Annotated in this window: 10 protein-coding genes and 1 pseudogene; 7 read left to right on the top strand and 4 right to left on the bottom strand. The window is 63.2% G+C overall.

Annotation, left to right across the window (positions count from 1 at the left end):
* Positions 1 to 28: 28 nt before the first annotated feature.
* Positions 29 to 1252, top strand: coding sequence for a JmjC domain-containing protein (locus U9980_RS07375; protein ID WP_416210180.1), 1224 nt, complete (start codon positions 29 to 31; stop codon positions 1250 to 1252).
* Positions 1174 to 2058 carry an aldo/keto reductase gene (locus tag U9980_RS28475; RefSeq protein WP_416210179.1) on the top strand — a complete coding sequence of 295 codons (885 nt, stop codon included), beginning with the start codon at positions 1174 to 1176 and terminating at the stop codon, positions 2056 to 2058. Before U9980_RS07375 ends, U9980_RS28475 begins: the two co-directional genes overlap by 79 nt.
* Here the strand turns inward: U9980_RS28475 and U9980_RS07370 are convergent.
* From U9980_RS07370 to U9980_RS28470, 3 genes and pseudogenes are all read right to left on the bottom strand, one after another.
* Complete coding sequence (locus tag U9980_RS07370) at positions 2030 to 2920, bottom strand: hypothetical protein (protein WP_416210178.1); 891 nt, start codon at positions 2918 to 2920, stop codon at positions 2030 to 2032. The genes U9980_RS28475 and U9980_RS07370 overlap by 29 nt on opposite strands.
* Positions 2921 to 3085: 165 nt before the next feature.
* A complete protein-coding gene (locus tag U9980_RS07365; RefSeq protein ID WP_322767248.1) occupies positions 3086 to 4078 on the bottom strand; it encodes a hypothetical protein in 993 nt (330 codons plus the stop codon).
* Positions 4079 to 4276: 198 nt separating this feature from the next.
* Positions 4277 to 4444, bottom strand: a pseudogene (locus U9980_RS28470) (helix-turn-helix domain-containing protein); the annotation flags it as partial.
* A gap of 622 nt (positions 4445 to 5066) precedes the next feature.
* On the opposite strand from U9980_RS28470, the gene U9980_RS07360 reads away from it, so the two are divergent.
* The gene (locus tag U9980_RS07360; RefSeq protein WP_322767247.1) at positions 5067 to 5531 is read left to right on the top strand and encodes an NUDIX domain-containing protein; all 465 of its coding nucleotides are present in this window, start codon (positions 5067 to 5069) and stop codon (positions 5529 to 5531) included.
* A gap of 241 nt (positions 5532 to 5772) precedes the next feature.
* Here U9980_RS07360 and U9980_RS07355 read toward each other — a convergent pair whose 3' ends face one another.
* On the bottom strand, positions 5773 to 7299 hold the full coding sequence (locus U9980_RS07355; protein WP_322767246.1) for a N,N-dimethylformamidase beta subunit family domain-containing protein: 1527 nt from the start codon (positions 7297 to 7299) through the stop codon (positions 5773 to 5775).
* A 162-nt stretch (positions 7300 to 7461) separates the two neighbouring features.
* Here U9980_RS07355 and U9980_RS07350 point away from each other — a divergent pair, with 162 nt between their 5' ends.
* From U9980_RS07350 to U9980_RS07335, 4 genes are all read left to right on the top strand, one after another.
* Positions 7462 to 8673 (top strand): low temperature requirement protein A, encoded by a 1212-nt coding sequence (locus U9980_RS07350; RefSeq protein ID WP_322767245.1) that lies wholly within the window; start codon positions 7462 to 7464, stop codon positions 8671 to 8673.
* 124 nt (positions 8674 to 8797) lie between these two features.
* Positions 8798 to 10087, top strand: a complete 1290-nt coding sequence (locus U9980_RS07345; RefSeq protein ID WP_322767244.1) for a molybdopterin-dependent oxidoreductase — start codon at positions 8798 to 8800, stop codon at positions 10085 to 10087.
* A complete protein-coding gene (locus tag U9980_RS07340) occupies positions 10084 to 10584 on the top strand; it encodes a hypothetical protein (protein ID WP_322767243.1) in 501 nt (166 codons plus the stop codon). Before U9980_RS07345 ends, U9980_RS07340 begins: the two co-directional genes overlap by 4 nt.
* Positions 10585 to 10697: 113 nt before the next feature.
* Positions 10698 to 11285, top strand: a complete 588-nt coding sequence (locus tag U9980_RS07335; RefSeq protein WP_322767242.1) for a hotdog domain-containing protein — start codon at positions 10698 to 10700, stop codon at positions 11283 to 11285.
* Positions 11286 to 11492: the final 207 nt, after the last annotated feature.

Raw genomic sequence — 11492 nt, 5'->3', positions numbered from 1 at the left:
CTTGTCGTATTCTTACGAAGGATTCGACGTGGATCATCGGCTTATCCGTGGCATAGAGAAGGCCCTTGGCTGGTCCGACATAAACGGGTTAGGCCGTTGCTTCACACGAGGAGCCCTGACCGATCATGATTTATGCGGCCGCATTCTTACTCCGATGCGACTGCTTGATCTGGTCATGCGTCGCAGTGTGCTCCCGCCACAGCTACGGTGTTTCCAGAACGGCTCAGAGCTACACCCAAACTCCTATCTAAGTTTGCCGACGACTCGCCGAGGACAGGCCGTCCCTATGGTGAACATGGAACGCCTTGGCAACCTAATTCGGTCAGGATGCACGCTCGTACTGGACGCGCTGAATCAATTCGACCCCACCATGGAGATCGCATGCCGTGCCCTACAATGGTGGTCACATGAGGCAGTGCAAGTCAACGCTTATCTTACAACACAGGAGACAGTCGGTTTCGCGCTACACTGGGATGATCACGATGTCATAGTCGTTCAACTCGCAGGAGATAAGGATTGGGAGATCCGTAGTCCTTCCCGTGCGGCGCCGATGTACCGCGACACCGCGCCGAATCTCAAACCAAGTGACCAGATAATCTGGTCCGGAACGCTGCAAACCGGCGACGTACTGTACATTCCCCGTGGCCACTGGCACCAGGCCACCCGATCGGGCAGAGGCAAGGGATTTAGCCTACATGTGACATTTGGGTTGGTAAAACGAACCGGTGTGGACTGGTTAGCATGGCTTGCTGATCACTCTCGTCAAGAGGAGCTGTTTCGTCAGGACCTGGACCGGTGGGGGGCAGGCGAAGGACACCAGGACCAAGCACGAGCGCTCGCCGAGGCCGCGTCACATCTCCTCGCATCATTTTCCCCTTCAAATTTTCTCATTGCTCGCGAGCAGGAGCATTTACCGTCCCGTCATCTCGCAACATGGGGTATTTTTGGGCCAGTATCTATCGTCGTATGCGTGACCGAGTTCAAGCCTGTCTTTGACACAGACAGTGACGTAATCGTTATCCGAGCCGCAGGTAAAAAAATCACTTTTCGTATGGAATCCTTGCCTGCTCTAAGAATCCTCCTGTCCGGTCTCCCCGCAGACCTCAACTACGTGTCCTCGACGACAGGAATTGACGCGGCTCGCCTGGCTAACGTTCTGCTTCAGGAGGGGATATGCGCCGAGGTGACACCCGAATTGTCCTCGGGTTATACAGGTCTAGCCATGCACGAGAATTTCTTGAAGCAGCTCTGAATCTTGGGGTTCGATCGCTGGATACAGGTTACAACTATCTGGGATTCACATCCCACCGAACTTTGGCGTGTATAGCGAATGACCTGTTGTCGGAGTTTACAGTATCGACGAAGGTCGGGTTTTTTCCGGGTTTCCGGCGTACCGAACACTCCCTTGACCCCGGTCGGCTCAGTGATGCCATAGAGAAATCGGTTGAGGATCTAGCCGATACGCCCGAGGTCGTGTTCCTGCATAACCCCGAACGATCCCTTATCGGCCTTTCGCCTGACGCAGGACGAGACCGTTTAACGGCAGCCTGCGTTGTCCTGGACGAAGCGGTCACCACGGGGTTGTGTCGCTCGTGGGGCATCGCATCATGGGACACTCGATCCTTGCTCAGGGTCCTTGATCGTTTTTCTACTGACATGATTCCGATCCCGGGTGCCCTGATGATGCGCGTTGGTCTCCTCGCCGAGTCAAACGTTCTGGATGCCAGCGAGCAGATATGCGTACGTTTCGGCCTCGGAGTCGACACGCGATGGGGCATGAACCCATTTGGTGGCAGTACGACGAATCCAATTTGGGATACCGTGAACACACGGATTTTCCTCACCCCAGGGCAGGAGTGCCTCAGAGTCCAGGCCGCATTTCGTGTGGCCTACGACCTACCCCACGTCGGTCGTATTGCTGTAAGCACGAGTAGTGTTGATCACCTACGCGACCTTATCAATGCAACTGCCCTCGATATTGACGAGGCAATAATCACCCGCTACCGGCAGCTTCTACGGACTAAATCTGTTACGAACGGAGATCGTCGATTAGCTTAGCCGCTGCCCGTCTCGCTGGCTCCAGGAGCGGCCCAGAATAGTCGACAGGAGCAGTCATGATCTCGCAGCAGAAAAAGAGTTGGGAAAGTTTACCCGATCTGCTATCCAGGTCGACTTGACGTTCGCTGCGGATTCGATCAGCCAGATCGGCAACCGCGAGAGAATTCATCCACAAGTTAGCTGCATCCAAACCACGCGGTGCCATACCCCAATCTTCCCAATCGAGCAGGTAGCAGTCTGGAGCCGTAATGTTGGCCCAGTTCAGATCCGCATGCGAGGCGGTCCATTCATTGATAGCTGTATCAACTCCTCCAGGGAATACACTGTCGATGATGGACGTAAGGCGATTCTGTGTCATGGGGGCAGTATGGGGTGTTGCAACACGGGTAGTGGTGTGTTCGGCAAGTGCAGTCAGTGAGGCATTGAACGTCGTCCACCATGATTCGGGCAGCTCTGGGTAGACAGCAAGAATGCCCCCCGGCTTAACCGGAGCTGCCCTAACCAGTTCGGTTTCATCGGCTCGCCACATTGCGCCTTGCAGCGTGTCATTCCACGAGACACTTCGGTACCATTCTGGTTTGGCGATTCCGCGTACTATCGACGCGCACTCCACGCCGTTCCACCCTTGTCCAGTAATCTTCGCAAGCGGACGTACCTCGATGCGAATCCATGTGTCACGGTCGGAGCGAAGGCCGATAGACCGTCTTTTCCGTATTGCTGTAGTCCGATCAAGTTGTACATCCAACGATCGCTCGACACAGTCGAGCACATCCTCGTAATTCTCCGATCTAAGATCGATTATGGCTTGTGTACGTACCACCGGAGAATCTACGTTGGCCACGAGTGACGGTCTAGGGATCATTCGTGCGATTTCCTCTGATCACGGTTACGCTCAATATGACTACTCGAAGAGTACCGCTACTAAGTAGCTGGACTCCCGTACCTCCGCTGACCTGCGAGGATGCGTTTTTTCTGGTTCAGTAGCCACATTTCCCATTAGTAGTCCGGACAAAGAAGCAAATTTATGCTATTCGGGTAATTTTATTTGAATGATAGGTGTGTAGCAAGCCTCAATTTCCGCGGCAACGTGCCGAGCGTTTGCCGAACCGAGGTATCCCGGAGCGACAAGAGCGCCGTGAACCCGTTGCAGGAGCGTACGCATGCCGTGGTTTCGTCGTTCGGGAGCGATATCGAATACAGGCTGTAGCGCCTCGCGTGTCCCTTCAATCTCGCCTTGTCGAGCGCGAGCCAGAGCGAGATCGATTCTCGCGCCAGCTTTGCTACCATAACTTGCGCCGCGTGCGTCCGGAGCCTCAAATGCGGATACGGCATCCTGCGCCGCGCGTTCCGCTTCGGAATGGTCGGACAGCAGGGAAAGTGCGTCGGCTCCGACAAACAGCTGAACCGCAACCGGGAACGTGAGTTCGCCACCGATCTCGTCTAGATCGTCACTGCGTGCGTTGTCGCGCGCATCGGAAGCACGGACAAGAGCGCTCCGCGCTGAATCCGCGTCACCGATTGCCGCATAGGCACGCGCCTCTTGAACGGCAAGGTGCGCTGGCATGCTGCCTCTCACGCTTGCCGCATCACCGGCAGCCGCCGAAAGATAGTGAAGTGCTTCGTGCGGCGAGCCTGACCAGTAGGCGACACGCGCCTGTTCAATCCTGATCCAGGTACGCAGGCCGGGATGCGCGGCGCGATCTGCACACAGAAAAGCGGCACGCGCGTAGATCTGCGCGGTCTGCGGCTGCGAGAGATCGACTCCGGCTCGGGCAAGAAGGCCGCACGTGACAGCAGCAAGAAAGTAGAGATCACGGACTTGGTCGGGCGCGCCTGGACCGTCGAGCAGTCGGAACGCGGCCCGCTGCGCGCTCAGGAGTTGACCCACTAGGGCTGTCGCCTCGGTGGGGTACGCGGCAGCGAGCCGTCTTACGTCGCTGTGAAGCAGGTCCACGATCTCGAGGTCTGCCGTGGCACGCTCAGCCGCGATGATGAACCGGAACGTCTCATCCGCAGCCATAATGATCTGCCCTTCTGACCGGTGGTCCACGCGGGATGCTCCGGGTGGGGGGACCCGGTAACCAGGGTAAGCCGGTGTGACGTCCCTCCGTGGGGGAAGATGTGCGGTTCGCGAGTGTACGGACAGGGGTAACGCACGGCTACCCGATGAGACTGACTGCTGTTCCGGGACGGCAGCGGCGAGCCCAAGCCGTCGGCGTGCCCGATCGGGCATCGCAAGGCCGTCCGCGATGCGCCTGACCAGGCGGTAGTCAGTGACTCGGCGTCGCCCATGGATGATCTCGTTTACCTCGGACTGTCCCATCCGGCATCGTGTGCCGATCGCAGTCTGTGTCCAGCCATAACGTTTCGCCACGGTGAACAGCATCTTGAAGTCCACGGCTTCCAGGGCAGTTTGGATCTCGGGCCTGTCCCAGAGGTGATCCGGTAGGGCCAACAACATGGGGTCGGGTCGGTCGCTGGACATGGCTTCGATACCCCCGGGGCAGAGCGGGAAGAGAGTGGACATGGAAAACCGTGTGACGGACCGAAGTGTAGATGGCACGACGGGCGATATCGAGGAGCAACACCACACGGGCGTTCGTCGGGTCACTGCCGCAACGCTCTATCAGCCCGACCCATAGTGCTATCGGTTGGGCTCATACGCCGCTAACGGGTCGGCCAAAAAGATACATCTCGAGACGCCACGGTACTGGATGATCAGTCGGTCGGCTTGTTCGGTGACCTGCCTTCCTGATGTTATCTGCCCATGGATCCGGAGCAGCACGAGCAGGACTGAGGAGCTGACCTTGAATTTGCCATGACCCTTCGACGGTCTCGTTTCCCCTGAACATTCCGTCGGGGCACGGGACCTGCCCATCCCTGACGATCCCCGTTTCCAGGGCCACGCTGCCGGGGGTGGGATGCACAGGTTCGGGCAAAACGACCGCTGTCGACAGCACGGCGAACCGTTGCCGGCATACCTACTACCCACTGACAAGGGCCGCACCATGACTATCGTGACCGCGCCGCAGAGTCCTCCGGGCAATGTCGAGGTTCCCCGATTCCAAGTCGACGTCCATGTGATGGCCCGCTGGGACCGGCAGATTCTGTTCACACGACAGACTGCTCACGGATGTTGGGTGCTCCCGACGTCCCCGCTCCAGGCGTCTGAATCAGCGACCGCAGCCGTCTACCGGATCGCGAGCGAACAGGTTGTCGTTGTTGCGGACCCGGCGTTCACCTGGCTGGCCGGTGTCCAGCACGATCACGATCCGGCCGGCAACCGTGTTGGCCTGTACTTCGAGGTCCGCCGTTTCCGGGGCTTACCCGTGATCGCAGACCGCCGGCTGTATGATCACCTGGGCTGGTTCAGCCTCGATCACCTGCCCGAACCCATGCCCGCATCGCTGGGTACGGCGTTGGCCGCCTACCAGACGCCCGAGTACTACACGGAATCCGGCTGGTCACGCTGATGCACCCACGCATCCCGCCGCAACGAGAAGGCTTGCGTCTCGCGATCTGCGCCCCGCTCATGTCCCTGCTGGACACGAAGTGGGGCGATATGGCACCTGTTACTTCTGGCCCTGTTCGGCTGTGATGACCCGGTCATCGGATCCGATGCTTCCGAAGCGGATCAACGGGCTGTGAGTTGTCGGGCGCTTGCCGGACGGACACGGCAGGCCACCGGCTTGCGTCCTGCGGATGCTTGCCGGGCTACCGTTCGCCGCCCGGATTCCCGCCGCCGCCGGTGTCGTCACCCGGCACGGATCGGGCGCCGGGATGTCGTTGCCCGGCCGGGCCCTGCGCGAATGTGGTCAGCATCGTGGTGGTGACGGTGGTGACGAAGTTCTGTACTACGGGTCCGGCCGCGCCGGACCCGCACACATCGGTTACGCCGCATACCCACGCGCTGGTACCGGCGTCGAACACTCCCGCGCCCGAGTCGGCGGTGTAGTAACTGACGTCGGAATGGTCGGGCCGGCCATGACAGAGCACCGGTGAATGTGCGAGGACCTCGATCCGCGACGGTGTCGGATAGGTGAGGTCGACCCGGTCGTACTCGGATCCGATCATTCCCGGAATACGGCTGCCCGCGCTCAACCCGGTTCCGGCGAACAGCCAGTGTCCGGGGTCGCGGACCACGAGGTCGGCATGTACCGGATTGCACTGGTACATGCCACCGGTGAGCGAGCTCTCCGGTCTCGCATTCGGCGGAGACGGCCAGTTCGCGGTCACGGCGGCGTCGTCGACGCCGTTCAACGGGTCCTCGGCCGCGACCTTGTAACCGGTTTCCAGCCGGTCCGGCCCGAACGCGGTCGGTCCCAGCCGAATTCGTCGGAACACCGCGTTCGCGCCCAGGAAAGCCAGATTCACCCCGCGCTCACGGGCCCGCGTCAACGCGTCCCGCATCGCGGGCGAATAGTACTCGTCATGCCCCATGGAAACGACCGCGCGGGCGCCGTCCAACAACGCTGGATCGCCGTGGAGGTCGATATCCGTTGCATAGGCGACGGGCAGCCCGAGTTTCTCGGCGAGGATGATGACCGGGGCTTCGTTGCCGGTGAAGTCCGCGGCGCCGTCGCCATAGTCGTACGGTCGGTCGAACGAGACGACCCGGGCCCGGTCGGCGAATCCCTTCGGGCCGTGGTAAAGGCTGTAGCCACCCCACGCGTTGTATGCCTGCCAGGTTGTCACCGCCGCGAGCATCACCACCCGTCCTGCTGTCGTCGGGTTGCGGACGGTCAACGGAACGTAGGTCTGGAAACCGTCGGAGTCGTCCAGGCGCATCAGATACGCGCCAGGCGGCCAGCTGCTCGTGTCGAATGCCGTGGTCGGCATCCAGGACGTGCTCACGGTGCTGGTTTTCGGGTCGCGAGCGGCGGGGGCCTGCACCCGGCCGGGTAGTGGGCCGACCTCGGTGACCAGGCGGCAGGTTCGTCCGCCGTACCAGCCGATCCGGAAGACGGAGGCCTTGAGCGTGGCCGCGGTCGTGGACGCGAACAGGTGCAGTTCGTCCCCGGTCCGGATGCTGGCATGGTCGAGCCAGCCCTCCACCGCGTGGTTGTAGCCGAGACGGGCCAGGCCGCAGTCGGCACCGGGCTTCGCGTTCTCGGCCCGGACGTCAAACCCGGCGCTCGCCCCGGCGCTCGTCCCGGCGCTGGCCCCGCCAGGCACGCCCCCCGTGGCCCGGCGGCCCCGGTCGGCACCGCCGCTGCACCCGCCGAGGACGACCGCGATCACCACCGCAACCGCGATCGCGACGGCGACGGACGTGGGCCATCCGGCCGACTCAGGCCGACTGTGGCGTCGGCTTCCATGCGCTGGCATCCAGACCATCCTCGTCAGTGTTGTTCAGGCGGCGGCGCCTTATGCTCGGGTATGGGTCCAGGTACGGGTACGGCCATGCAGCCTGAAGCAGTGGGGCGAACACGTTCCGTCATTCCGGATATTCCCTTCATCCGCGGCCGGGGTGGCGGGGAACAGCGCGCGACCTTCTTTGAGTTGTACTTCGACCTCGTCTACGTCTTCGCCGTCACCCAGATATCCCACCACCTGCTGGCGGATCTGAGCTGGATCGGCGCGGTGCAGGCGGCCTTCTTCCTCGTCGCCGTCTACTGGGCCTGGAACTACACGACCTGGATGGCCAACTGGTTCGACCCGGAGACGGTGCCGGTTCGACTCGTCCTGATCTACGTGATGCTGGCCAGCTTCCTGATGGCCGTGGCGATCCCCGAAGGCGCCGTCGACCTCGCGCTGCTCTTCGCGGCCAGTTACGTGGCGTTGCAGATCGGTCGGAACGCATTCGTCGTGTGGGTGACCCCGCCGGGGGCGTTCAACGAGAACTTCCGGCAGATTCTTGCCTGGAGTGTCCTTTCGGCCCCGCTGTGGGTGGTCGGCGGGATACTGTCCGGTGAGCCGCGTTGGCTGCTCTGGGTCGCCGCGCTGGGGCTCGATCTGGCGGCGCCGCTGGCCCAGTACTGGGTGCCCCGCGCCGGTGCCACCCCGATGAGCCAGTGGGAGGTCGAGGGCAGCCACTTCGCCGAGCGCTTCCAGCTTTTCGTGATCATCGCGCTCGGCGAGAGCATCGTGCTGGCCGGGGTTACCGCCTCCGGTGCGGGGCTGCGCGGCCCGGTCGTCGTCACGCTCGGGGTCGCCTTTCTGACGTCGACCGCCCTGTGGTGGCTGTACTTCGGCCAGATCGCCGCATCGGTCGCCCGGCGGATCAGCCGGAGTGCGGCGGACGAGTCGGGCCAGATCGGCCGAGACGTCTACACCTACCTGCATCTCCCCATCATCGCCGGGATCGTGTTGACGGCGGTCGGCGTCGAGCTGGTGATCGTGCATCCCGGCGGCGAACTGCACACGGCCGGTGCTCTGGTGACGCTCGGCGGTCCGGCACTCTATCTCCTCGGCCTGATGGCGTGCGCGGCCCGTATCGGCCGCCGACCGAGCTGGCCGCAGGTGGCCGCGGTGGTGGTGTTGCTCGCGGCTGTGCCGCTCGCCGCCCACCTCTCCGGCCTGCTCGTGCTGATTGTGCTCACCGTCGGGCTCATCGCCCTGGTCGTGGTCGACCAGATCCGGCCGCAGCTGGCGGATTCCACGCCGCATCCGTGAGGGCGCACCGGGTGAGGGGCGAACCAGGCCGTTGCGGCACACCGGAGGGCGCGGGCTGGCGCCGTCCTCGTCCTGTAATCCGTTGCGGGTGTCTGGTGGCGGCCGGCGGTCCTACGTTGGAGATATGAACCCCCTCACCCGCCCGCTGCCATCGCCGCCGGAGACCCTGCGGCGTGGACCGCTGCGCGAGGGCCGGTTCACCAGCCGGTTGCATGACCCGCGGGTGGCCGCGCTGCTCGGGATCTGGCTCGGTATCGCCTTCGGGACGTGCTTTGCCACCGGTCTGGTCTCCCATTTCATGCAACATCCGACGTCGTGGTTCTCGTGGCCGTCCCGGCCGGTGTGGTTCTACCGGTTCACCCAGGGCCTGCACGTGGCGACCGGGTTGGCGAGCGTACCGCTGCTGCTGGCGAAACTGTGGACGGTCTACCCGCGGCTGTGGGAGTGGCCGCCGGTCCGCACGGTCGCACACGCGTTGGAGCGGATTTCGATCATCGTGCTCATCGGCGGTGCGCTGTTCCAGCTCTCCACCGGGATCGCGAACATCGCCCAGTGGTACCCGTTCCATTTCTTCTTCACGGTCGCCCACTACTGGGCCGCGTGGGTGACGATCGGCGCGCTGCTCGTGCACGTGGCGGCGAAGCTGACGGTGGTGCGCGTCAACGTCGGACGCGGCAGGGTCCACGGCGTCGCCGTCGAAGGTGTTGCCCTCGAAGACATTGCCCTCGAAGACGTCGACCTCGCAGGTGTCAATCGTGACGGCGGCGATCTCGAACCGGGCGGCGCACCGGTGCGGACCAGCTCGCCGGAACCCGACGGTGACGGGTTGTCCCGACGCGGCTTCGTCGGAGCGGTCGGTGCGGCCGCTGGAGTGATCACGGTGGTCACCGTCGGTCAGGCGGTGCCCGGTCTGTCAGAGCTGGATCTGCTGGCCCCACGCAAGCCGACGGTCGGACCACAGAACCTGCCGGTCAACCGCACCGCAGCCGCGGCCGGGGTCGCCACCGTGGCGCGCGACCCCGGATACCGCCTGGAGGTCGTCGGCCCCCGGCCGCTGCGGTTGAGCCTGGCCGACCTGGCCGCGTTTCCCCAGGCCACGTCCCATCTGCCGATCACCTGCGTCGAGGGGTGGAGCGCGGATGCCACCTGGTCGGGGGTTGCGCTGCCGCAGCTACTGGATCGGGCCGGCATTCCGCACGACGCCACGGTGCGGGTCGAGTCGCTGGAGAGCGGCAGCCTCTACAGCACGAGCGAGGTGCGTCCACCGCACGCCCGGGACTCGCTCACCCTGCTGGCCACCGGGCTCCGAGGCGAGCCGCTGGCGCTTGACCACGGCTATCCGGTCCGCTTGATCGCCCCGAACCGACCGGGTGTCCTGCAGACCAAATGGGTGCACCGGGTGGTGATGGTATGAGTGAGTCCGCCGGGCGCCGGGCACCGGCATGGCGTGCGGCGGTGCTGGGGCTCCGTGTCCTGCTGGTCGGCGGTGGCATTGCCATGGTTGGCGTCGGGGTGTTCGGGGCGTTGGACGCGCACCTTGCGGCCAATCCGCCGTACGCGCTCGGTTGGGGGCTGGTGGCCATCGCCGTCCACGACGCCCTGCTGGTCCCGGCGCTGGCCGTGATCGGTCTCGTGCTGACGAAGCTGGTCCCGGCACCGTACCGGGCCGTGATACAGGCAGCGTTGATCGTCAGTGGCTCGGTCGCGTTGGTGTCGTTGCCCCTGTGGCGGGGGTATGGCCGCAAACCCGACAACCCCTCGGTCGACCCGCTGGCCTACGAGCGCAACCTCATGATCGTGTTGGGCGTGGTCTGGGTGATTGCCGCGGTCGTCATGTTCCGCCGCCGGCTACTGGTCCGCCGTCGGGCGGGAGCGACGGCGGTGCCGCGGTCAGAATCCCAGCGTGATTGACGAGCCTGATCGTGTGATCGGGTCGGGTGATTATCGATGCCCCGCGCCGCGGATTCGTCTAGAAAAAGGGAGTCCAGGTCGACGAGACCAGGCCGGGCGAGGGAGATCTCAGGATGCCGACCGCCGATACCACTGTGCACGCCGTCGACGCGACGCCCGGTGGGGAGCGTCCGGGCGGCCCGGTCGAGGTTCCCTGGTCGGTGCTGTCGGACTACCGGTGTTTCGGGTGTTCGCCGCACAATGATCAGGGCCTTCAGCTGCAGTTCCGGACCCATCCCGAGGGCTTGCAGGCCCGCTTCACCTTCGGGCGGGCACATGAGTCGTACCCCGGGGTCGTGCACGGTGGCCTGGTCGGAGTGGTCTGTGATGAGATCATGGGCAACCTGATCGTGCTCCAGGCGGGTCTCACCGCGTTCACCACGGCGATGAAGGTGCGTTACGTCTCACCTTTGTTCGTCGGGAGGACGTATGACTGCGTAGCCCGGATGCGACCGTCGCGGGTGGAGCAGACCGGAGTCGGCCTCACCCATGCTGCGGCCGAGATCCTCGACCTTGATGGTGCGACGATGGCCACTGCGACGGCCAGTTACCGGCTTGTCAGTCTGGAAGAGGCGCGCCGGCACCTGACCCTGGCCGACACCGACGCTGACCGTCTGCGCGATGCCATGTCTGTTGATGTTGCTCCTGAGAATACGGAGTGATGGCATGGTGACGGTGTGCATCGGATCCCGTCCATGTCCATCGTCGCCAAGTTTTTCATAAGTTTTTCATTGGTTTTCTTATTGTAGATAGAGTGCGAGTCATATAAAGTGCGGTGCCTCTTCAGGGTTTTTCAGCGGATGCCGGCCGCCGACGGCGGGAGTATTCCTCAAATATTACTTTGCGTCATCGATTTTTGTCGCAGCGCC

The sequence above is a fragment of the Protofrankia sp. Cr1 genome (genome assembly GCF_963555865.1).
Taxonomy (GTDB): domain Bacteria; phylum Actinomycetota; class Actinomycetes; order Frankiales; family Frankiaceae; genus Protofrankia.
Note: the sequence above shows the minus strand (reverse complement) of the source record. Positions and strands in the feature narration are given on the sequence as shown.

What these genes read in the sequence shown, in the direction of transcription:
- U9980_RS28475 (WP_416210179.1), top strand. Translation starts at nt 1,174, where the DNA reads ATGCGCCGAGGTGACACCCGAATTGTCCTCGGGTTATACAGGTCTAGC.
- U9980_RS07370 (WP_416210178.1), bottom strand. Translation starts at nt 2,920, where the DNA reads ATGATCCCTAGACCGTCACTCGTGGCCAACGTAGATTCTCCGGTGGTA.
- U9980_RS07365 (WP_322767248.1), bottom strand. Translation starts at nt 4,078, where the DNA reads ATGGCTGCGGATGAGACGTTCCGGTTCATCATCGCGGCTGAGCGTGCC.
- U9980_RS07360 (WP_322767247.1), top strand. Translation starts at nt 5,067, where the DNA reads ATGACTATCGTGACCGCGCCGCAGAGTCCTCCGGGCAATGTCGAGGTT.
- U9980_RS07350 (WP_322767245.1), top strand. Translation starts at nt 7,462, where the DNA reads ATGCAGCCTGAAGCAGTGGGGCGAACACGTTCCGTCATTCCGGATATT.
- U9980_RS07345 (WP_322767244.1), top strand. Translation starts at nt 8,798, where the DNA reads ATGAACCCCCTCACCCGCCCGCTGCCATCGCCGCCGGAGACCCTGCGG.
- U9980_RS07340 (WP_322767243.1), top strand. Translation starts at nt 10,084, where the DNA reads ATGAGTGAGTCCGCCGGGCGCCGGGCACCGGCATGGCGTGCGGCGGTG.
- U9980_RS07335 (WP_322767242.1), top strand. Translation starts at nt 10,698, where the DNA reads ATGCCGACCGCCGATACCACTGTGCACGCCGTCGACGCGACGCCCGGT.